This is a genomic window from Candidatus Merdisoma sp. JLR.KK011 (assembly GCF_036941125.1).
Lineage (GTDB): Bacteria > Bacillota > Clostridia > Lachnospirales > Lachnospiraceae > Laedolimicola.
Genome location: NZ_JAYWSZ010000004.1, coordinates 1,199,418 through 1,219,775, shown reverse-complemented (window position 1 = coordinate 1,219,775; position 20,358 = coordinate 1,199,418). Strand labels below are relative to the sequence as shown.

The window sequence follows — 20,358 nt, the reverse complement described above, 5'->3', positions numbered from 1 at the left end:
TATTTTAGTTGTGAATTGCAGTGTTTTTCGTCATTTTTGACAATGACAGTCACAAAAACAGAGTATAACTCACCACAATAGTGCATCCTACATGATAACATAGGCTTGTTTGTGTGTCAAGCATTGTTTTGGGAAAATTTTTCAGAAATTTTTCAGAAAATTTTTTATATTACAAAAAGCCGCCGCAAAACCAGAGCATCGGTCTTGCGGCAGCTTCGCTTTCCATCTTTCATTTATACCGCCATAAATAAGGCGAGGATAAAAATAGCCAATACAATCAGAGCTGCCACGATGCCGACAGCCGAAAGAATCACTCCAGCCACTGCGGCTCCATGTCCCGCGCGGCGCTGTACCAGACTTACGATTCCGCCTGAATTTGGAATTGCTTAGCAGCATATAGACCCAGCAGCCCTTGTGATTGCTGGTATTTTTTTGTCAATATGTTGTATATTTTACATAGGTTATATTGATTTATTCTTCGATTTGTGGTATACTAATATCCAGGGAGGGGTCTACTATGCATGTCAAAGTTATTACATCAAAAGGTGTTTCCCGTTTGTATATATACGAAACCTATTACGATAAAGATACTACTACTGGAAAAGGCAGAGTCCGAAGCAAAATGCTCGAAAGTCTGGGGCGGCTTGATGAACTCCAAAAAATTTATGACGATCCTGTCGCACATTTCAAAACAGTATGCGAACTGCGCACTGCCCAAAACAGGGAAATCCGTAAGCAGTCCGTCATCATTGATCTGGATGCGAAAATATCCATAGGCGAAGACAGTCTTAAAAATATCGGCTATGGGATTCTTAAAGCGCTTTATAAGGAATTAGAACTCGATAAGTTCTGGAACTGGAAAACAAGGCATCTTTCGATTGATTACAGCATTGACAAGATTTTCCGCCTTCTTGTATTTTCCAGAATACTCTACCCCGGTTCTAAGAAAAAAGCCTATGACAGGCGGAATATTTTCTTTGAGGGTTTCAACGGCTTCTGTCTCGATGATGTTTACTATTCTCTTGACATCATTGCCAGAAACCAGGAAGCCCTCCAAAAATGGATCTTTGACCATTCCGGAAAAATCTCGGAACGCGACCTTTCGGTTGCTTATTTTGACTGTACCAACTATTACTTTGATATCGGCCGCCCCGATGCAGACATTTTGAATGATGACGGAAAACCGGTTGATAAAAACGGCGGCGAAATCCAGCCAAAGTATAGAAAAAGAGGACCGGAGAAAAACCGCCGTCCCGACCCAATCGTTGAAATGGGACTTCTTATAGATAAAAACGGCATCCCTATGGCCTACGACCTGTTTCCTGGAAATGAGTCGGAAAAACTCCATATGCGCCCTATTATAAACCGCTTAAAGAAAGATTATTCCAATACCCGTACCATATTCGTAGCGGACCGCGGGCTCAACACGTCGGACAATATCTATTGGATTAATGGAAGCAACAAAGGGGATAACAATCAACGTGATGGTTATGTATACGGACAATCCGTCCGGGGCGCCGACGCGGAATTTAAAGCATGGGTGCTCGCAGAAGATTATATAATCGATAAAGTAAAGGACGACGCCGGGAAAGAGATTGCGTTCAAGCATAAATCGCGCATATATCCAAAAGAATTGCATGTAAACACAACAAAACCCGGAAGCAAAAAAACTTCTAAGAAAACAGTCCGCGCTGACCAGAAGCAGATGGCTTACTATTCTGAAAAATATGCGAAAAAACAGAAAGCAGATCGTGACGTTATGGTTGCACGTGCCAGGGATCTGATTAAACACCCTAAAAAATACGACAAAGTGACTTCTGCCGGAAGTGCTGCATATGTAAAAAATATATCGTTTGATAAAACCACGGGGGAAATCCTGGAAGGAAAGGTTCTTGAGCTGGATGAAGAAAAGATCCGGGAACAGGAACTTTATGACGGATACTATGCAATCGTTACAAGCGAATTGAATATGAGTGATTTTGAACTGCGGGACATATACCGAGGCCTTATACACATTGAAGATACTTTTAAGGTTTCTAAATCAGACTTCAAATCTCGCCCGGTCTATGTATCTACGAATGACCACATAGACGCACATTTTTCCACATGCTTCACCGCTTTAGTTCTGATACGTCTTCTTCAGGCAAAGCTTGGGAACAAATATCCTGTTGGAAGAATACTTGACAGTCTCCGTAAATACAATTGCACCAAGATAGACACCGGACTGTATCAACTTCTGTATTTTGACGAGATACTCAAAGATTGCGGGGATATCTTCCATATAGATCTTAATAACAAGTACAGGACTCAGCTGCAAATGAAGAAGCTCCTGCGGTACTAAAAAAATTTTTTCATTACGAAAAACGGCCCGTATAACCTATGTAGACAAATCGGCTCAAAGCCCTAATTGAGAGGCTTTGAGCCGTCTTTTTTCCAAACTTGAGATGATAACATAGGCTTGTTTGTGTGTCAAGCATTGTTTTGGGAAAATTTTTCAGAAATTTTTCAGAAAATTTTTTATATTACAAAAAGCCGCCGCAAAACCAGAGCATCGGTCTTGCGGCAGCTTCGCTTTCCATCTTTCATTTATACCGCCATAAATAAGGCGAGGATAAAAATAGCCAATACAATCAGAGCTGCCACGATGCCGACAGCCGAAAGAATCACTCCAGCCACTGCGGCTCCATGTCCCGCGCGGCGCTGTACCAGACTTACGATTCCGGTAACCAGGCCCACCAGTCCCAAGATCAGAGACAGCCCAATCACGAAGAAAAGCAGCACAGACAAGATGCCGAATACCAGGGAGGCCACAGACAGGTTGTTGCTTTTTCTGTCCGCTTCCGGATCCTGTTCTCCCACAATCACCACCGGCTGATGAGGAACAGCTCCTCCGTTGGCCCAATAAGTTTCGTTTTGATTTCCCGTATCTCTTTCCATCTGCTCTCTCCTAGAAAAGTCCGAACTCAAGCTGTAATTTCAGCAAGATAATAAAAATCACCACCTGAATCAAGGTGCATCCCACAAATGCGCCGATCAATCCGCCCTTTTTCCCGGAAAGCCCCAGCTTGGGATAAACGAGAATGCCAAACAGCAAACCCACCAGCAATCCGAAAATGCCGGAGAAAAAGTATCCGCCGATAGTGCTGATTCCGATAAAGACATTGGCAATCACCGGCATGGTATGTAAGGGGATATACTCTTCGCCGCTTCCCAGATATCTTCCGTTCACTGCCAAATCCACTTTATTGCCGATTGCCACAACACGAATCTCCGCTCCGTCAATGGTAATCGGATAATCTACCATATTTACAAACCAGTTCTGGCTTTTGGCACGGTACACCTTACCGTTCACAATCACCTTCGTTCCAAAGCCTGCCCGGTACTCTACCGAATGAGTTACTCCGTTGACATTGACATCCCACGCTCTTTTCATAACTGCTCCGCCTCTCTTTTCATAATGTTTCCTGCGGCCTGTTAAGACCCTTGCATATCATTCATTATACTATAATTCCGCAAAAATGCATCTGTTTTTTTCACTTTTCTTAAACTTAGGTGGATTTTCATAGGAAACAGGAGCCTGTCAAGCCTTCTCCCAGAGTGCGCCATGGCGCACAAAAAAATGAGCGGAGAAACGAATCCTCCGCTCACAATATATTTCATGCCGCAAAAACTTATTTCAGAGTAACAGTTGCTCCCTGCTCCTCCAGCTTTGCCTTCAGCTCCTCAGCCTCTGCCTTGGTAACGCCTTCCTTGATTACCTTCGGAGCGCCGTCTACCAGGTCCTTAGCTTCCTTCAGGCCAAGACCAGTGATCTCACGAACAGCCTTGATAACCTTAACCTTGGAATCTCCAGCGCCTGTCAGCTCTACGTCGAAGGAATCCTTCTCCTCTGCTGCGGCTGCGCCGTCGCCAGCTGCTGCAACTACTACGCCGGCTGCTGCGGATACGCCGAACTCTTCCTCACATGCCTTTACCAGATCATTTAACTCTAATACGGATAACTCTTTGATTGCCTCAATAAACTCAGCAGTTGTCAATTTTGCCATTTTATTTTCCTCCTAAATAATTTTAATTGCGCACTCTCCATTGAAACCTGCGGCTCAACGGGTGTTCATAAAGATTCTGAATCATTAAGCCTCTTTTGCTTCTGCGATCTGGCTGATCACACGGGCAAAGTTGGCAATCGGGGACTGGATGCTTCCAAGCAGCTTGCCCAGCAGCTCTTCTCTGGACGGAATCTTGGAAATCGCCTCCATGCCTGCTGCATCGTAGTAGGTTCCCTCTACAATGCCGGCCTTGATCTCAAGCGCCTTTGCATCCTTTGCGAACTTGGCAAGGATTCTGGCCGGTGCAGTTGCATCTGTCTTGGAGATGGCGATCGCATTGGGGCCTTCCAGGTGCTGGCTCAGGCTCTCACAGTCTGTTCCCTTGAAAGCAAAGTTCATCATTGTGTTCTTGTAAACCTTGTAGATAACATCGTTCTCACGAAGCTCCTTACGAAGCTTTGTGTCCTGCTCTACAGTAAGTCCGCAGTAATCTACGATCACAACAGACTGTGCATCTGCAATATTGGCAGCGATCTCATCTATCACCGGTTTCTTCAACTCGACTTTTGCCATGAATGGTGTACCTCCTTATATTATTTGTCCACCAACCCGACGGATTTTTCATGGATATGAAAGAAAAACCTCTCCGCCAAAGACAGAGAGGTTTTCGAAAATCATTCTCATAAGGAAAATGCATCGTCCTCGGCAGGCGGCTTCAACCTTATGCCTTACGGCACCTGCTGTCTTCGGGTCGTGTTACATGCCATGCAAGCATAGCATATCTAAATCTAAATGTCAATCAAAAACTGCAATATTTCAGCCTAAACCAGCTTTGCCGGGTTCAGCTTCACGCCAGGTCCCATCGTGGGCGTAATGGTAATGCTCTTAAGGAACTGGCCCTTCACTGCGGAAGGCCTTGCCTTATTGATTGCATCGATAAGCGTCTGGAAGTTGTCCGCTAACTGCTCCTCTGTGAAAGAAGCCTTTCCAATTGGCACGTGGATAATGTTTGTCTTGTCAAGTCTGTACTCGATCTTACCGGCCTTGATATCCTGGATAGCCTTTGTCACATCCATGGTTACCGTTCCGGCCTTGGGGTTCGGCATCAGACCCTTGGGTCCCAGTACGCGGCCGAGACGTCCTACAACGCCCATCATATCCGGGGTTGCAACAACTACATCGAACTCAAACCATCCCTCGTTCTGAATCTTCGGGATGAGCTCCTCTGCTCCTACGTAATCTGCACCTGCAGCCTGGGCCTCGTCAGCCTTGGCATTCTTGGCAAATACCAGAACGCGTGCAGTCTTACCTGTTCCGTGGGGAAGTACAACGGCGCCGCGGATCTGCTGGTCCGCATGACGTCCGTCGCAGCCTGTCCGGATGTGAGCCTCGATGGTCTCGTCAAACTTTGCAACAGCCAGCTTCTTTACGATGCTGATTGCTTCATTTTTATCATACTGGGTCTGTTTGTCGTAGAGCTTTGCAGCCTCAACGTATTTCTTTCCATGTTTCATATTAAATAACCTCCTGGTGGTAATTGCGGGAATCTGGGTTAATCCCTCCCACGTTTCTTATTCACCCCTCAGGCATCTGCGGATTCGTACCCATTTGGGGACGGCAGCTCTGCCTTCAAGGTCTACAGTTACGTCTTAGTCTGTTACAGTGATACCCATGCTTCTTGCTGTACCAGCGATCATGCTGATGGCGGCGTCAATGCTTGCCGCATTGAGATCCGGCATCTTCAGCTCTGCGATCTTCTGAAGCTCTGCTCTTGAGATGCTTGCTACCTTTGTCTTGTTCGGAACTCCGGAACCAGACTGGATGTTGCATGCTTTCTTAAGCAGCACGGCTGCAGGCGGAGTCTTTGTAATAAAGCTGAAGGATCTGTCTGCGTAAACTGTAATAACAACCGGAATGATCATTCCGTCCTGGTCTGCGGTTCTTGCATTGAACTGCTTTGTAAACTCTACGATGTTTACACCATGCTGACCAAGCGCCGGTCCGACTGGCGGAGCCGGTGTTGCCTTTCCAGCAGGAATCTGTAATTTAATATAACCTGTTACTTTTTTTGCCATATCAGGCACCTCCTTGTGGTAATCGCGGGAATTAGGGTTAATCCCTCCCACTTACTTTCATTCTGCTGCTGTCCTCTCTGTGACCGGCAGCTTTGTTTCCAACTACATTTTTCTTACTTCTGTGAAGCTGATCTCTACCGGAGTCTCCCGGCCAAAGAGATCCACATTGATGATAACACACTGCTTTCCATGGTTCATGGACTGGATCGTTCCCACCGTATCGGCCCAGACGCCGCCCGTAACAATCACGGTATCTCCCTCTGCAAAGTCTATTGCGAGGTTCTCGGCCTGGATGCCCAGCGGTCTCATTTCCTCCTCCGTGAGCGGAACCGGCTTGGAGCCAGGCCCAACAAATCCGGTAACGCCTCTGGTGTTGCGCACCACATACCAGGTGTCGTCGTTCATCACCATGTTGATCAGAACATAGCCGGGGAACAGTTTCTTCTGAACCTGCTTTCTGGCTCCGTTCTTCATCTCCACCACATCCTGCATGGGAACTCTCACTTCTAAGATCTGTTCCTCCAGATGTCTGTTCTCAATCGTCTTTTCAATGTTGGCCTTAACCTTGTTCTCATACCCGGAATAGGTATGGACTACATACCAGTTCGCCTCTGCCATATCGTCACCCCTATAACTTCATGATAACATCAATACCGTAGGTCATAATAACGTCCAGTATCTTAATGATGATGCCCAAAGCCACGGATGTTGCCACAACTGCAATGGTCTGCTTTGTAAGGGATTTTTTATCCGGCCAGATGATCTTCTTGTATTCAGCTTTAAGACCCTTAAACCAGCTCTTCTTGGGAGCTTTTTCTGCTGCGTCGCTCATCTTTCCACTTTCCTTTCCGGCATCCTACTTCGTCTCTTTGTGCAGTGTGTGTTTCCTGCAGAATCTGCAGTACTTACTGGTCTCCATCCTGTCCGGATGGTTCTTTTTCTCTTTTGTCATGTTGTAATTACGTTGTTTACACTCCGTACATGCCAATGTGATTTTTACGCGCACGACTTCCACCTCCGCTTAATTTCTGTTTGTCTGCGGCCTTGCGAGGACCGCCGTTTTTCAGGCATAAAAAAAAAGCCTACTTCCATTCGCCATAGTATCATAGCATGATATGTAAGAGAATGTCAAGGATTTTGTAAAACAAATCTGAAAGAAGGCGGCGCAGCGAAAAATTTAATTCCGGCGCGAATTGTAACTTGACATGGTTTTTTGGGGACTTTACAATGAAATTATATAGAAACAGCACGGCTTTTAAAGGATTTTTTCCTAAGGTATCGCAGAAAAAGAAGGGGCTGATATATAATGGAAGAAACTGTTCGGGTTGCCGACCGCATCTTTGATATTTTGGAAGCTTTGGCCGCATCCAGCTCTCCCCTGGGGCTTTCGGAGATTGCCAAGGCCACCGGTATGAGCAAAAGCACGGTTCACCGGCTTGTAACCTCCATGTGCGTAAGACAGTATGTGGAGAAAAGCAGCGACGGCTTCTATTCCATCGGCTACAAGCTGATTGAGACCGTAAGCCTTCATATCAATCAGCTGGAGCTTCTCACGGAAGCCAAGCCCTTTTTAAGCGACATTATGCGTGACCTGGATCTGACTGCCCATCTGGGAATCCTGGACGGCTGCGACGTGGTTTATCTGGAAAAAATGGATATTTACCCCAACACCAGACTTTATACACAGGTCGGGTACCGCTCCCCTGCTTTCTGCTCCTCCATCGGGAAATGCCTCCTGGCCTGCCTGTCCGGAGACGAACTAGAGGACGCCCTGTACCTGTGTAATTTTAAGAAATATACGGCAAATACCATCACGGATATCCGGGAATTCAAGCGCTATCTCAAGGTCATCCGGCGTCAGGGCTGGGCCATGGATAATGAAGAATACCAAATCGGCCATCGGTGCGTAGGCGCGCCGGTATTTGATTACCGCGGCTCCCCTGCGGCAGCCATCAGCGCCAGCGGTTCCATTGCACAGCTCTCGGATGATAAGCTTGAGATGGTAATTCGGGAAGTAAAACAGGCGGCGGAAAAGCTTTCCCGGAGAATGGGATATGTGGAATAAGCAGCAGCCCCCGCAACAGTTAAGAGGCACAAAAAGCGCCCTCCAGAATGCAGATTTTGGGAGGACGCTTTTTTATGCTTTATCTGTCTCGATTCACACCATTCATATTAGATAATATTCTTCAAAACAATCGTCTTTGTCCTGGTCACTTCATCAAAGGTGGACATAACGCCCTCGGTTCCGATTCCAGAATACTTGTAGCCGCCAAAGGGCATCTCAAAGCTGCGGAAGAAACTTGCGCCGTTGATGATGGTTCCACCGCATTCCAGCGCATTGCACACCTTCATGGCCGTCTTCATGTTCTCCGTGAATACACAGCCGCAGAGACCGAATTTCGATCCGTTTGCAATTTCAACGGCTTCCTCTGTGGTATCAAAGGCGATAATCGGAACTACCGGCCCGAAGATCTCCATATCAACCGCCACGTCAGCCGTCTTGGGAACATCTGCAATTACTGTAGGAGCAATAAATGCACCGTCTCTGGTTCCGCCCAGGATAACCTTGCCGCCCTGCTCTACCGTGAGCTTAATCTGCTCCTCCACCTTAATGGCAGCCTTCTCACTGATCAGGCAGCCAATCTGGGTGCTCTCCTCAGCCGGCATTCCCTGCTTTAGCTGTTTGATGCGCTCTACAGCTTTTGCCGTAAATTCTTCCACACGGTTCTTATGAATCAAGAAACGCTTGGATGCACAGCATACCTGTCCCGTATTGTACATACGGCCCCAAATAAGCTCCTCTACCGCAAGATCCACATCGCCGTCCTCCAGTACGATGAAGGCATCGTTTCCGCCCAGCTCCAATGCAATATGGGCCAGATGATCTGCCGCTGTTCTTGCCGTCTCAATGCCTACCTCTGTGGAGCCTGTGAGAGTAATTGCATGAACGTCCTTATTCGCGCACAGCCATGCGCCTACCTTGGAGCCGCGTCCTGTGACAATCTGAACAGCTCCCGGCGTTACGCCGGCCTCGCCCAAAAGGGCTGTCAGCTTACAAAGCGTCAGCGGATTGTCTGTGGAAGGCTTCACGATTGCCGCATTTCCTGCAAGAAGTGTGGGGGCCACCTTCTGATCAAAGAGATCGCAGGGGAAGTTAAAGGGAATCACGCAGGCAATCACGCCGATAGGCTCCCGTTTCGTAATCAGCACATGCTTATCCTGGCCTGCCTCCATGCCGGCCGGAATCGTCTCGCCGTACAGATGCTTTGCTTTCTCGGAAAATGCTTTGAACGCAATGGGAATATTGCCAATCTCAGCTCTTGCTTCGGTGATGGGTTTTCCTGTCTCCTGGGATAAGGTCTGAGCCAGATCCTCTTTATGTTCCTCCACCAGCTCAAGGAAACGGTACATAATCTCTGCCTTTTCATAAACCGGAACGCCGGCCCAGATTTTCTGCGCTGCCGCTGCCTTCTCTACTGCCAGATCCACATCCTCTTTTGCAGCCGCCGGAACCGTATCCACCACTGCTCCGGTTGCCGGATTGATCACTTCGATTACTTCGCCGTTGGAGGCATCTACAGATGCTCCGTTAATAAACATTTTCATGGGAATTTTTCTCCTTTTCTTGATCTGCACATTCTTTTTTGCATAGAGGGTAGGGTGTTTTCTAATGATGTCTCGCTTTTATGCCTCAAAGCCCGTGAAGGAAAGCATCAAGCCGCCGCAGGTATTCAATCCGTCTGCCTCGAAGCCGTACTCGCCAAAGGTGAACTCAACAATAAATGGAACACCCCCCGCTTCCTTCTTAAGCTGCTCCGCCACTTCTCCAATGCGGCTGTCAATGCCCGCTCTTCTTCCGCCGCAGTGTACCAGATGGAACGCTCCGGCCGGGGCTGCCATCTTTTCCTTCAATTCGGCAAGGGTATTGCCGGTAGAGTCAATGAGCTCATCTACGGTTGCCTCCATGCGGATAACCGCCGTACCCTCTGCCAGATTATTTCCAATGTTCATGCTCAGATCGTCGTTGCCGTTCATGGGATGACGGATGGCTGTCAGATCGCCCAGCCGGTCTTTTACGCCCAGCGGTGATGTAATCGTCTGTACCAGCAGATCGCCGCCCATAACCGCATCGGTGCCCATGCCTCTCCAGTCTGCATATTTCTTAAGAGCCGGAACGCCGTCAATCTCTGCCAGAACGCGGTTATCCACTACCTTTGTGATAACGCCCACATCCTTTGTCTCTCTGTAAGCGCCTGTGAATTTGTTTGTCATTTTCTTTTCCGTATAGAAAAACGCAACTGCTACGCCGTCTGCAAAGGCTCCCTTATCCGTATAAAGCTTCCACTCCCCTGCAATGCTGTTGTCTGCGGCGCTTCCGCCATAGAAGGGAACTCTTCCGATCACCTTGGTAATGCCCTTTAAATAGAACTCTTCTTCTCCTGGAGGCGCTGTCATATAGAAATAATCCGGAGCCGTTGACTTTCCCGCCCGCTCCAGCGCAAGCTTCGCCGCCTGCTCGCCTGCATCCACAGGACATCCATTCTTCTCAACCGCTGCAATCCCTACCGTCATTTCCGGATCGGATACTGCCATAATTCCCACAAAACCGTCCTCTCCCGTCACATAGCCTTCCGGCGTTATCACGCCTGTAAAGGATGTGTTGCCGATCACGGGAACTCCCGGAAGCTCCTCTGCAATTCCTGCCAGCATAGCATCCAGATCATAAGCACAGCTTGCATATACATATGCCATATTCACAGAATCAAGATCTGCTTTTGCCTTTTTTGCAGCCTCTGCTCCTGCCGCCTTAGGGTTACTGTTTGTACTGGAACCAGTGTTACCTTTCAACATTTTGTACCTCCTTCTATTTTGTTTAAATCAGACAATATTCATGTCTTATTTCATTATAATTTATTTATTTTCACAGACAACACTTGGATTCCGTCAAACGAAACGGGTGTTCCGCTGTGCGGAACACCCGTTTTCTCAAATTTTCTCTCTATTTTTAACAATTCAGCCTTCTTCATGCCGGCACACCGTCTTTTACAAAAGCAGAAGCAGAAGATTCCTGCGGTAGATCCAGGACAGTAGTTCACTGTCCGCAATCATCCACAGAAGCTGGCCTCCTGTCTTTGTACCTGCGCACATGGTAACTACAAAGAAGAAAATCCACACAAAGAAGATCCCCTCGCACAGCCCCAGAACCAATCCCGCTATTTTATTCAATCCATGCAGAACCGGAAGCATTGCCACGATTCCTAAAGAAAATAAAATCCCCTGAACCAAGACGCTTACCAGAAGAAAGGTTATCAAAAACGCAACTACCTCCAGAGCCAGATCTGCCAGATAGCCGCTTACCATATCCTCCAGTCCAATCATCTGCATGGCCTCCGCCAAGTCCAGTTCACTTGCCGCAATGCTGTTCTGAAGCACGCGATACAGAGATGTCTGCTCCTTTAAAAACCCGGCAATGTGGGGAGACAATGCGGAAGAAGCTATGAGCGTGAGTACCATGCTCAATACCCTAACCGATTTCTTAATAAATCCTTTCCGATGGCCATCCCAGGCCGCAAGTACCAAAAAGCCGGCCACTGCCGGCACCAGCCAATTCATATTCTTTCGTTCTCCTCTATTTCAGCTTAATTTCTTCTGTCCGATCCGAAAAAACAAGTATATATTTCCGAAGCCCGGAACCTTTATAAATATCTGCAATGGTTCCGCTAAAATTACCTGTATACCGGAGTATGCCCTGTCTGCTGTAGATCTCACATTCACTCTCATTAAATAAGATCAGATCGCCGCCGGACATCTTAACCTGGCTGTAAGCAAGGTTTGTCCCCTGATTCAAAACAAGATTCCCCGAGGTGTCGTAAAGATGCACTTCGTATCTGGCGCCTTCCTTTTCTGCTCCTTCGACCACTATGCCCACATGCTCCGTCCCTGTAAAAACACTGCGGATCTCCGCAGCTTCTTCGACCACCGCTTTTTCCTCGGGTATCTCTTTCCCTTCATAATAGATGATTCCCCTGTCCGATACGGCTGCGCAGATACTGTCCCCCATATATTCAATCCGGGGAATCAGCTGATCCTCATACACCTTGGACGCCACAATCTTATCTACAAAGTTGCCTCCCACAGAGCCGAAATTATAAAACACAATGCAGCTGGCAGAGCTTCCGCCCTGGATCTGAAGGTAAGACACCGCTACCTTTCTCCCGTCCGAGGAAATCCCGACAGCAAGAGGCTGTCCCGTCTCCGAAAGCCTGCACCTCGCCTCTGTCAGCTTCTCCCCCTCATCATCGTAAAGACAGATCCAGGAAGCAGAGCTGTCGCTGAGCAGCATAGCCGTCACCCCCTGGCTGGAAACGCTGACTCTCTGAATCGGAAGCAGCGTGGTGATCTGGGTTCGAAGCCCTTCTTCGTCAAACACATAGGCTTCATTTCCCTGCATGTCCGCCACTACCACAGAATTCTGGCAGACGTCCAGAATGGGCATCTGCATATTGTACGTCTGGCTCCAAAGAGCCTCATTTCTCAGGTTTACACAGGAAATGCCGTCCCGGCTGTATTTCAGAATCTTTCCGTTGTACTCTGCATACTGGGTATTCAGAGTATCGGTACGCTCATTTGAGGAAAGAACCTCATAGCCTCCGTAGGTTTTAAACCGGCTCCAAGACCACATGCCAAAAACAAGCCCTGCCACCGCAACTATGCATATCAGGCTTCTGACTCCGATTCCTGCTTTGTGACGGAACAATTTTTCTTTATAGCTTTTCATCTCCTCCGTTGTGTCCGGAGTTTCAAATAAAGGTGTAATCTTTGCCATATACTTATCCTTAAATATCTGTACCCCACAGCTTTTAGATATTATGATAGCACAGATTTGTTAAGGAAGCAAAAGTTTTTGTCCCACCAGAATATGATTCATATCATGTATTTCATTCAAGCTGCAGATTTCATCAATCCTATTATCCTGCCCGTAGATTTTCCGGCTGATTTTCAAGAGCGTGTCCCCCTCCTGGACAGTGTAACTGTCAGGTATGGCAATGACATTCTGGCTGAGGGCCGTCTCTGCCGGCTGCTCAGGCTCCTCCTGCCGGGGCGCCTCTTCTGCTTTCGCTTCCTCCGGCTCTTCTGCGCCCGTCTCCTCTTCCGGATTCTCCTGAGGCTCCGATTCCTGTTCCTCCTCCGGCTCCTGTGGCTTCGGCTCCTGTTCCTCCTCCGGCTCCTGGGACTTCGGGGTCTCTTCTCCTTCTTCCGCTTCCTGAGGCTTCGAAGCCTCTTCTGCCCCTTCCGGCTCCTGAGCACGCACATTCTCCTCCTCCATAGCTGTTGTAAGAGAATCTGCATCCATCGCCGCCAGCTCCTCCTGCTCGTCCAAGGATCGGGAGATCTCGCTTAAGGTCATCTCCAGCCCCTCCATCTTCTCATAATTATTAATCAATGTAATCCCTATCACAAGAACCACCATCACAAGAAACGTACTGGCCGTATACAGGAATGTCATAACCTTTTTCTGCCCCGATATATCCTTTTTCTCCTGAACCAGCGTCCGAAAGCTTCTGGCCGCCCGATCCTCGAAGCCTTCTCTTGTCTCAATGCTCTCTCCGCTGCCCGTATCCACCATGTACCGCTGCATAGCCTCGTTTTGCTCATAGAAGATACAATATCCCTTCTGTCTGGTAAGCCTTCCGTTCTCATAAGCGAAAAAATCATCCTCCCCGGCCTCCGGATCCGCCACCATAAGAACCTTGTCCACTCCGCCAAAATAATTGACATGGGTCTTCAAGAGTCCGGGATCCAAATCCATGGGATATCCGGGCACGGACAAAAACCATCCCAGGATATCCTGCTTGGCAAAATACTCCTTGATGGTTTCATATATTTCTGCCCAAACCTCGTCTGTGAAAGGAACCCCCTCCCAAAAGTCCGCCGCGCCCTCCACAGCCACTGCGCTTCTGATAAACAGATAGGGAATTCCTTCTGCTCTCTCAGAGTCTCCCAGAAGAATTGCCGCCCGGCTGCTCCCCGCCTCTTCCTTCGCCATTTTCTTTAAATATGTAACAACATAGTCCTCTATGAAGATCTTTCTGCCAGTCTCCGGCTCCCCAATCTGCCGGACATTCCTGGGCAGGTTCAGCTTTCTTCCCTGTCCCGTATCCTTTGTATTTTCCTTATAAACGATTTCAATCATACTCTTTTCACCTCATTACTTACAGGAATTACTTGCATGGTATCACAAGGCTTATGCATGATTTGTCATTTTCTGTCAAAGGAACCGGAATTTTTTTCGACATAACGAAAAATGGGCTGTCCGGAAATATGAGATCACACATTTCTGATTCCATATTTTCCGACAACCCATGTTTTTGCTTATGTTATTTTCTTACATGAATTCTTTTACCTGCTCATATACGCCTGTTCCGTCAAGGCGGTACTTCTCAATCAGCTTTGCCGCCGGGCCGGACTCACAGTAAGTATCGTTAACGCCAAGCTTCTTTACAGGTGTGGGAAGCTTTTCACTCAGGACGTCGCAGACTGCACTGCCAAGTCCTCCGATTACAGAATGCTCTTCTACGGTCACTACCTTGCCTGTTTTCTTAGCAGATGCAAGGATCAGCTCCTCATCCAGAGGCTTGATCGTATGGATATTAATCACCTCCGCAGAGATACCGTCGGCCGCAAGCTTTTCCGCTGCCTCCAATGCGCTGTTTACACAGAGCCCCGTTGCCACAAGGGTTACGTCAGTGCCTTCTCTTAAAACGATTCCCTTGCCAATCTCAAACTTATAAACTGCCTCGTCGTTGAATACCGGAACCGCCATTCTGCCAAACCGCAGATATACGGGGCCAACGTATTCCGCTGCCGCCTTCACGGCCGCACGGGCTTCTACATCGTCTGCGGGATTGATAATTACCATACCGGGAATGGTGCGCATCAGAGCGATATCCTCGTTACACTGATGGGTTGCCCCGTCCTCGCCTACGGAGATTCCTGCATGGGTTGCTCCAATCTTTACATTGAGATGGGGATATCCCACCGCATTACGTACCTGCTCAAACGCACGGCCTGCCGCAAACATGGCGAAGGAGCTGCAGAAAGGAATCTTGCCGGTAGCTGCCACGCCGGCCGCAATGCTTACCATGTTGCACTCTGCGATTCCGCAGTCAAAGAAACGATCCGGAAATGCCTTCTTAAATACGCCTGTTTTGGTTGCGCCTGCCAGGTCAGCATCTAATACCAGCACATTGGGATTTGCCTCTCCCAGAGCCTTCAGCGCATTGCCATAGCTTTCTCTTGTTGCAATCTTCTTTACTTCTGACATAATGCTTCACCTGCCTTCTCTAATTCTGCCATCGCGGCTGCATACTGCTCGTCGTTGGGAGCAGTGCCGTGCCATGACGCATTGTTCTCCATAAATGAAACGCCCTTGCCCTTTACGGTTTTCATAATGATGACCGTCGGCTGTCCTTTTACGGTTTTCGCCTCATCAAAGGCTGCTTTTAACTGATCAAAATCATGTCCGTCCACACTGATTGTATGGAAGCCGAACGCCTCAAACTTCTCCGGAATGGGATAAGGAGAGTTTACCTCCTCAATGGTTCCGTCAATCTGCAGGTTGTTGTTATCCACGATCACACAGAGATTGTCCAGCTTCTTGGCGCTTGCGAACATAGCCGCCTCCCACACCTGGCCCTCCTGGAGCTCGCCGTCTCCCAGAAGCGTGTATACCCGGTAATTCTCTCCGAATGTCTTGGCAGAAAGCGCCATTCCTACGGCTGCGGAGATTCCCTGCCCCAAAGAGCCGCTGGACATATCCAGTCCCGGCGTATGCTGCATACAGGGATGCCCCTGGAGATGAGAACCGATGTGGCGGAGCGTAGTCAGATCCTCCTTGGGGAAGAAGCCTCTCTCTGCCAGGGCTGCGTAAAGTCCCGGAGCTGTATGGCCCTTGGAAAGTACGAAACGGTCTCTGTCTGCCTTCTTCGGGTCCTTCGGATCGATATTCAGCTCTTCAAAATACAGATATGTAAAAACATCTGCTGCTGATAAAGAACCGCCCGGATGCCCGGACTTTGCACTGTGAACGGCTGTAACGATGCTCTTGCGGACTTCGTTGGCCGTCTTTTGAAGTTCTAACTTTGTCATGTTTGTCCCACCTTTTAAAATTTTTTAAGAATCCTGTCCCTGTCAACCGGCTCCTTCTTCCGAATGACAGCAAAATCTCTTCTTATAGTATACCCAGAGAATCCAGACCGGTCAAGGTATTCTTTCAATCTTTCCTTCAGCCTGCACGGGGCGTAATGCCAAGGCCGATATAACACCCGATACTTAATAAGCTCCAGATAACCACCAGCGCCACCAGCGCTTTTGCCGCCAATTTCTCTTCATGCTCCTTGATAAACCAGCCGAAAGCCGCACTTCCGGTCAGTACCGTAAGCGCAATATACCTAAAATCCATGCTGCACACTTTCGGATATTGAAAGCAGAATCTTATGTAAAAAGCCATCGTTATCACATAGAGCAGAAAAACAAAGCGTTTTTCCAGCAGTTCCCGTCCCCCTGCCTTTCCAAGGGAAAGCACCGCCGGCACAGAAAAGACTGCCAGGATGCCGTTAACAATGGTAAGCACAATGAGACATGCGTACTCAAGCCCCCAGCTCATCAAGATGTACTCTCCAAAAACAGAAGTTTTTAATAATGTAATACCGATATTATAGTCCTTAAAATCCCCTCGAAACTGCACGGACAGCTGGCGCAGGGGCCCGTCTTTCAGCCCAAACAGCCTCTGGCCCAGAGTATATCCGCCCACATCCTGGGAAGAAAATTCCGTCAATGCCGCCGGCGTAAAATCAAAAGGCATCCCGAATTTTATATAATTGTACACGCTCCAGGCAAGCCCCAGAGGAACCGTTGCTGCGCCGAAAACCAGAAACTGGATCAAAAGGTCTTTCCTCAAAGCCGTATCCTTCCAATTTTTTACCAGCACATACAAAAACACAAAGCCGATTGCCGGCGTAATTAAAAAGGTATTCTGTTTCGTCCAGATGCCTCCCAGAAGAAAAAGCGAAATCAGCAGAATATTTCCCATGGACTGCTTCCGGTACCAGCGCAGTGTGTATAGTACCGCCCCTGTCATAAACATCAGGCACAGTCCGTCATTGTTGATGCTCCCGGCAAACAGGTAAAACGTAGGGTGAAAGGCCGCCAGAAGATAAGCAGCCAGCAGCGCCCTGCCCCGGAATCCAAGCTCCGCCAGAATTTTCCCAAAAAGAACCAGGGTAATTACAGAATACAAAAGAGAGAGACACTGCAGATGCTCAAAGGCTTCCTCATAAGGCGTCCCCAAAAAGAGATCAAACCGCACCCAGGCAGCGGACAACAGATGCGACAGGGGCGGATGATAAAACTGATACCGGGTCATCGGATCAAAATCATGGATGATCTGGCCCCCTTCCAGGAAATATTCTATATATCCCAGATGCCCCTGGCCGGATCCCAGCACCGTCAAATCATGCTGTCCCATCATAAAAGGCGTATACAAAACATAGCCCAGACGCATCAGTACGCCCCAAAACGTAACAATGCCTATCTGGACTTTTTCATCTTTTATTCTTTCCACTGCCGGGATTCCTGCCCTCACAGCTCCACACGTCCTTCCAGTGCACGCAGAAGCGTCACTTCATCAATGTACTCCAAATCACCGCCTACCGGAACGCCGCTGGCTATCCTGGTCACCAGGATTCCTGTAGGTTTGATAAGCTTGCTGATATACATAGCCGTCGTCTCTCCCTCCAGGCTTGAGTTTGTGGCGATGATAACCTCTTCCACCTCTCCCTGAAGTCTTGTCATCAGCTCCTTTAAGCGGATATCGCTGGGCCCGATTCCCAGCATGGGGGAAATCGCCCCGTGAAGCACATGGTACACGCCCTCAAAGCGCCCTGTCTTTTCATAGGCCGCCAGATCCCGTGTGTTCTCCACCACCATAATCTGTCCCCGGTTGCGCTTCGGGTTACTGCAGATAGGACAGAGCTCCCGATCCGTCATAGTAAAGCACTGCTTGCAGTAGCGGACATTCTTCTTGGCGTCCAGAACGGATTCCGACAGGGCCTGCACCTTTTCCATCGGCATATTGACAATGTGAAAGGCCAGGCGCTGGGCCGTTTTGCTCCCAATTCCGGGCAGAGCCGACAGCTGTTCAATTAATCTGCTGATTTGACTGCCGTAGTAATCCATCAGAAAGGAAAGCCTCCGCCCATACCGCCGGTCAGCTTAGACATGGCTGCCGCTGAGTCCTCCTCCATCTGGCGGAATGCCTGGTTGGCCGCCGCCATAATCAGATCCTCCAGCATCTCAATATCGTCGGGATCCACCACTTCCTCAGACAGCTTTACCTTCACAATCTCCTTTTTCCCGCTTACGGTAATCTCTACTGCTCCGCCGCCTGCCGCCGCTGTGTATTCTTTTTCTTCCAGCTCTTTTCTGCTCTCTTCCATCTGGCGCTGCATCTTCTGCGCCTGCTTCATCAGATTGTTCATGTTGCCCGGCATACCCATTCCGCCGCCGGGAAATCCGCCTCTTTTTGCCATCTTAATCTCCTCCATTCCAATTTCGTAACATCCTTTGGGCTCCCTGGCGGAAAACCTTGCTTGGACATTCTCTTTTTAATCTTCTATTTCAATTTCCATATGGATAAGCTGTTCCATATCAATCGCCCCCACATCCAGATGCGGATCGTTATCCATGGATGCTATCACCAGCTCCATCTCTTTCCCTGTGCTCTTTTGAATCACCGTCCGGATTTCTTCCAAATGAGCCGGATCCTTTAAAAAGTCCTCCCCCGTAGCAGTAGGGGCTACAATTCCCAGACGATTGTCTCCCAGGGCCTTGAGACGGGCGTCTTTTAGGTAGGTGCGCAAAAGCGGATGCAGGCGGTTCACTACCTGATACCAGTTTTTCACCACATCCTGCACATCCTCCGGCAGGGCCTTCGGAGCCACAGGGGGCGCTTCCTGCTTCTTAGCTTCAGTCTCTGCCCCATAGACAGGCTCTCGCACGGGTGCAGCGGCAATGGCAATCCCCTCCTCCATCTGCTTTTCCAGCGCCCGGATGCGGTCTAAAAGTCCGTCCGGATTCACTTCCATGGCTGGTTTGCACAGCTTGATAAAGGCTACCTCCACCTGCACGCGCTTCTGGGAAGCATATCGTATCTGCCCTCCCAGCTCAGAAAAGATACGGATATAGCGCATCAGCGTATCCGTCTCTATCATCTGAGCCTCTTCCTGAAGCTTCAAGAGATTCTCTGTGGATACATCCAGAACATCCTCCATGTGATCAGAGCTTTTCAGCAGCAGAAGATTACGCAGATACCAGGTAAAGTCTGTCACAAACTGCCCAAGCTCCCTCCCCTTTTGCACCAGCTCTTCAATCTGCTCCATGATCCCGGTAAGATCCTGCTTTAAAGTCCGCCTAAGAAGCTCACTGTAGACTTCCGTGTCCACAGCCCCAAGCACATCCAGCACATGGTCGTAGGTCAGCTCTTCATTCAGATAAAAGGCAATGCACTGATCCAGGAGGCTTAGGGCGTCGCGCATGGAGCCGTCCGCCGCCTTGGCAATATAACGGAGGGCTTTTTCCTCTGCAGCCACGCTCTCCGCCTGAGTCAGCTCCTCCAGACGGGCCGTAATGGTATCCGCCGCAATCCGCCGGAAATCGTACCGCTGGCACCGGGAAAGGATTGTCACCGGAATCTTATGAGCCTCTGTAGTGGCCAGAATGAAAATCACATAGGAAGGGGGCTCCTCCAGAGTCTTTAAAAGTGCATTGAAGGCTCCGATAGAAAGCATATGCACCTCATCAATGATATAGACCTTGTACCGTCCCTCTGTAGGAGAATAAGCCACCTCGTCCCGAATCTCCCGAATATTATCCACTCCATTGTTGGAGGCTGCGTCAATCTCTATGACATTCATGGAAGTGCCTGCCGCAATGGAACGGCAGGCCGCACACTCTTTGCAGGGGTTTCCGTCCACTGGATGCTCACAGTTGACTGCCTTTGCAAATATCTTGGCAATGGTCGTCTTGCCGGTACCTCTGGTGCCGCAGAACAGATAGGCATGGCCTATCCGCTCTGCTTTTATTTGGTTTTTTAATGTTGTTACAATGTGCTCCTGTCCCTTTACGTCGCCAAACTCCCCAGGACGGAACTTTCGGTAGAGCGCCATATAAGACATGGG

At 48.8% G+C, this 20,358-nt stretch carries 22 protein-coding genes and 1 other annotated feature; of the genes, 2 read left to right on the top strand and 20 right to left on the bottom strand.

The genetic code is table 11. The features are described from left to right. Positions 1–517: 517 nt before the first annotated feature. Positions 518–2,341, top strand: a complete 1,824-nt coding sequence (locus VV089_RS19795) for an IS1634 family transposase (RefSeq protein ID WP_334335993.1) — start codon at positions 518–520, stop codon at positions 2,339–2,341. Between the two features lie 245 nt (positions 2,342–2,586). Here VV089_RS19795 and VV089_RS19790 read toward each other — a convergent pair whose 3' ends face one another. From VV089_RS19790 to rpmG, 9 genes are all read right to left on the bottom strand, one after another. Continuing rightward, on the bottom strand, positions 2,587–2,937 hold the full coding sequence (locus VV089_RS19790) for a DUF4190 domain-containing protein (RefSeq protein WP_172543748.1): 351 nt from the start codon (positions 2,935–2,937) through the stop codon (positions 2,587–2,589). A 10-nt stretch (positions 2,938–2,947) separates the two neighbouring features. Continuing rightward, positions 2,948–3,433 (bottom strand): hypothetical protein, encoded by a 486-nt coding sequence (locus tag VV089_RS19785; RefSeq protein ID WP_172543747.1) that lies wholly within the window; start codon positions 3,431–3,433, stop codon positions 2,948–2,950. A 238-nt stretch (positions 3,434–3,671) separates the two neighbouring features. After that, positions 3,672–4,046: a 50S ribosomal protein L7/L12 gene (gene rplL, locus VV089_RS19780; RefSeq protein WP_334337107.1), complete on the bottom strand. Its 375-nt coding sequence runs from the start codon at positions 4,044–4,046 to the stop codon at positions 3,672–3,674. 84 nt (positions 4,047–4,130) lie between these two features. Continuing rightward, positions 4,131–4,619: a 50S ribosomal protein L10 gene (gene rplJ / locus VV089_RS19775; RefSeq protein ID WP_172543746.1), complete on the bottom strand. Its 489-nt coding sequence runs from the start codon at positions 4,617–4,619 to the stop codon at positions 4,131–4,133. Positions 4,620–4,672: 53 nt separating this feature from the next. Further along, positions 4,673–4,814 (bottom strand) — a sequence feature (ribosomal protein L10 leader region). A 53-nt stretch (positions 4,815–4,867) separates the two neighbouring features. Beyond that, positions 4,868–5,560, bottom strand: a complete 693-nt coding sequence (gene rplA, locus VV089_RS19770) for a 50S ribosomal protein L1 (protein WP_334337105.1) — start codon at positions 5,558–5,560, stop codon at positions 4,868–4,870. Between the two features lie 135 nt (positions 5,561–5,695). Further along, complete coding sequence (gene rplK, locus VV089_RS19765) at positions 5,696–6,121, bottom strand: 50S ribosomal protein L11 (protein WP_172543744.1); 426 nt, start codon at positions 6,119–6,121, stop codon at positions 5,696–5,698. Positions 6,122–6,223: 102 nt separating this feature from the next. Continuing rightward, on the bottom strand, positions 6,224–6,739 hold the full coding sequence (nusG, locus tag VV089_RS19760) for a transcription termination/antitermination protein NusG (RefSeq protein WP_172543743.1): 516 nt from the start codon (positions 6,737–6,739) through the stop codon (positions 6,224–6,226). A gap of 10 nt (positions 6,740–6,749) precedes the next feature. Continuing rightward, on the bottom strand, positions 6,750–6,953 hold the full coding sequence (gene secE, locus VV089_RS19755) for a preprotein translocase subunit SecE (protein WP_172543742.1): 204 nt from the start codon (positions 6,951–6,953) through the stop codon (positions 6,750–6,752). Between the two features lie 24 nt (positions 6,954–6,977). Next, the gene (rpmG, locus tag VV089_RS19750; protein ID WP_140393106.1) at positions 6,978–7,127 is read right to left on the bottom strand and encodes a 50S ribosomal protein L33; all 150 of its coding nucleotides are present in this window, start codon (positions 7,125–7,127) and stop codon (positions 6,978–6,980) included. A 300-nt stretch (positions 7,128–7,427) separates the two neighbouring features. Here rpmG and VV089_RS19745 point away from each other — a divergent pair, with 300 nt between their 5' ends. Further along, a complete protein-coding gene (locus VV089_RS19745) occupies positions 7,428–8,186 on the top strand; it encodes an IclR family transcriptional regulator (protein ID WP_334337104.1) in 759 nt (252 codons plus the stop codon). 107 nt (positions 8,187–8,293) lie between these two features. Here the strand turns inward: VV089_RS19745 and VV089_RS19740 are convergent, their stop codons facing one another. The 11 genes from VV089_RS19740 to dnaX all read right to left on the bottom strand — a co-directional run bounded on the left by VV089_RS19740 (position 8,294) and on the right by dnaX (position 20,355). Beyond that, complete coding sequence (locus tag VV089_RS19740) at positions 8,294–9,727, bottom strand: aldehyde dehydrogenase family protein (protein WP_334337103.1); 1,434 nt, start codon at positions 9,725–9,727, stop codon at positions 8,294–8,296. Positions 9,728–9,805: 78 nt separating this feature from the next. Next, a complete protein-coding gene (locus VV089_RS19735) occupies positions 9,806–10,972 on the bottom strand; it encodes an FIST signal transduction protein (RefSeq protein WP_334337102.1) in 1,167 nt (388 codons plus the stop codon). Positions 10,973–11,164: 192 nt separating this feature from the next. After that, positions 11,165–11,734: a CvpA family protein gene (locus VV089_RS19730; RefSeq protein WP_334337100.1), complete on the bottom strand. Its 570-nt coding sequence runs from the start codon at positions 11,732–11,734 to the stop codon at positions 11,165–11,167. A 16-nt stretch (positions 11,735–11,750) separates the two neighbouring features. Next, positions 11,751–12,947, bottom strand: a complete 1,197-nt coding sequence (locus VV089_RS19725; RefSeq protein ID WP_334337099.1) for a DUF5711 family protein — start codon at positions 12,945–12,947, stop codon at positions 11,751–11,753. Between the two features lie 60 nt (positions 12,948–13,007). Further along, positions 13,008–14,315 (bottom strand): LysM peptidoglycan-binding domain-containing protein, encoded by a 1,308-nt coding sequence (locus VV089_RS19720; protein WP_334337098.1) that lies wholly within the window; start codon positions 14,313–14,315, stop codon positions 13,008–13,010. 192 nt (positions 14,316–14,507) lie between these two features. Continuing rightward, the gene (locus VV089_RS19715; RefSeq protein WP_172543735.1) at positions 14,508–15,446 is read right to left on the bottom strand and encodes a transketolase family protein; all 939 of its coding nucleotides are present in this window, start codon (positions 15,444–15,446) and stop codon (positions 14,508–14,510) included. Beyond that, entirely contained in the window at positions 15,434–16,270 is an 837-nt protein-coding gene (locus VV089_RS19710; protein WP_172543734.1) for a transketolase, read from the bottom strand. The genes VV089_RS19715 and VV089_RS19710 overlap by 13 nt, the downstream gene beginning before the upstream one ends. A 136-nt stretch (positions 16,271–16,406) precedes the next feature. Further along, a complete protein-coding gene (locus VV089_RS19705; RefSeq protein ID WP_334337097.1) occupies positions 16,407–17,744 on the bottom strand; it encodes an ArnT family glycosyltransferase in 1,338 nt (445 codons plus the stop codon). Positions 17,745–17,761: 17 nt separating this feature from the next. Beyond that, on the bottom strand, positions 17,762–18,358 hold the full coding sequence (gene recR, locus VV089_RS19700; RefSeq protein WP_334337096.1) for a recombination mediator RecR: 597 nt from the start codon (positions 18,356–18,358) through the stop codon (positions 17,762–17,764). Next, positions 18,358–18,711, bottom strand: coding sequence for a YbaB/EbfC family nucleoid-associated protein (locus tag VV089_RS19695; protein ID WP_172543731.1), 354 nt, complete (start codon positions 18,709–18,711; stop codon positions 18,358–18,360). Before VV089_RS19695 ends, recR begins: the two co-directional genes overlap by 1 nt. A 75-nt stretch (positions 18,712–18,786) precedes the next feature. Next, positions 18,787–20,355 (bottom strand): DNA polymerase III subunit gamma/tau, encoded by a 1,569-nt coding sequence (gene dnaX / locus VV089_RS19690; protein ID WP_334337095.1) that lies wholly within the window; start codon positions 20,353–20,355, stop codon positions 18,787–18,789. Positions 20,356–20,358: the final 3 nt, after the last annotated feature.

Coding starts and splice junctions, on each gene's coding strand:
- VV089_RS19795 (WP_334335993.1), top strand. CDS start 518: ATGCATGTCAAAGTTATTACATCAAAAGGTGTTTCCCGTTTGTATATA.
- VV089_RS19790 (WP_172543748.1), bottom strand. CDS start 2,937: ATGGAAAGAGATACGGGAAATCAAAACGAAACTTATTGGGCCAACGGA.
- VV089_RS19785 (WP_172543747.1), bottom strand. CDS start 3,433: ATGAAAAGAGCGTGGGATGTCAATGTCAACGGAGTAACTCATTCGGTA.
- rplL (WP_334337107.1), bottom strand. CDS start 4,046: ATGGCAAAATTGACAACTGCTGAGTTTATTGAGGCAATCAAAGAGTTA.
- rplJ (WP_172543746.1), bottom strand. CDS start 4,619: ATGGCAAAAGTCGAGTTGAAGAAACCGGTGATAGATGAGATCGCTGCC.
- rplA (WP_334337105.1), bottom strand. CDS start 5,560: ATGAAACATGGAAAGAAATACGTTGAGGCTGCAAAGCTCTACGACAAA.
- rplK (WP_172543744.1), bottom strand. CDS start 6,121: ATGGCAAAAAAAGTAACAGGTTATATTAAATTACAGATTCCTGCTGGA.
- nusG (WP_172543743.1), bottom strand. CDS start 6,739: ATGGCAGAGGCGAACTGGTATGTAGTCCATACCTATTCCGGGTATGAG.
- secE (WP_172543742.1), bottom strand. CDS start 6,953: ATGAGCGACGCAGCAGAAAAAGCTCCCAAGAAGAGCTGGTTTAAGGGT.
- VV089_RS19745 (WP_334337104.1), top strand. CDS start 7,428: ATGGAAGAAACTGTTCGGGTTGCCGACCGCATCTTTGATATTTTGGAA.
- VV089_RS19740 (WP_334337103.1), bottom strand. CDS start 9,727: ATGAAAATGTTTATTAACGGAGCATCTGTAGATGCCTCCAACGGCGAA.
- VV089_RS19735 (WP_334337102.1), bottom strand. CDS start 10,972: ATGTTGAAAGGTAACACTGGTTCCAGTACAAACAGTAACCCTAAGGCG.
- VV089_RS19730 (WP_334337100.1), bottom strand. CDS start 11,734: ATGAATTGGCTGGTGCCGGCAGTGGCCGGCTTTTTGGTACTTGCGGCC.
- VV089_RS19725 (WP_334337099.1), bottom strand. CDS start 12,947: ATGGCAAAGATTACACCTTTATTTGAAACTCCGGACACAACGGAGGAG.
- VV089_RS19720 (WP_334337098.1), bottom strand. CDS start 14,315: ATGATTGAAATCGTTTATAAGGAAAATACAAAGGATACGGGACAGGGA.
- VV089_RS19715 (WP_172543735.1), bottom strand. CDS start 15,446: ATGTCAGAAGTAAAGAAGATTGCAACAAGAGAAAGCTATGGCAATGCG.
- VV089_RS19710 (WP_172543734.1), bottom strand. CDS start 16,270: ATGACAAAGTTAGAACTTCAAAAGACGGCCAACGAAGTCCGCAAGAGC.
- recR (WP_334337096.1), bottom strand. CDS start 18,358: ATGGATTACTACGGCAGTCAAATCAGCAGATTAATTGAACAGCTGTCG.
- VV089_RS19695 (WP_172543731.1), bottom strand. CDS start 18,711: ATGGCAAAAAGAGGCGGATTTCCCGGCGGCGGAATGGGTATGCCGGGC.
- dnaX (WP_334337095.1), bottom strand. CDS start 20,355: ATGTCTTATATGGCGCTCTACCGAAAGTTCCGTCCTGGGGAGTTTGGC.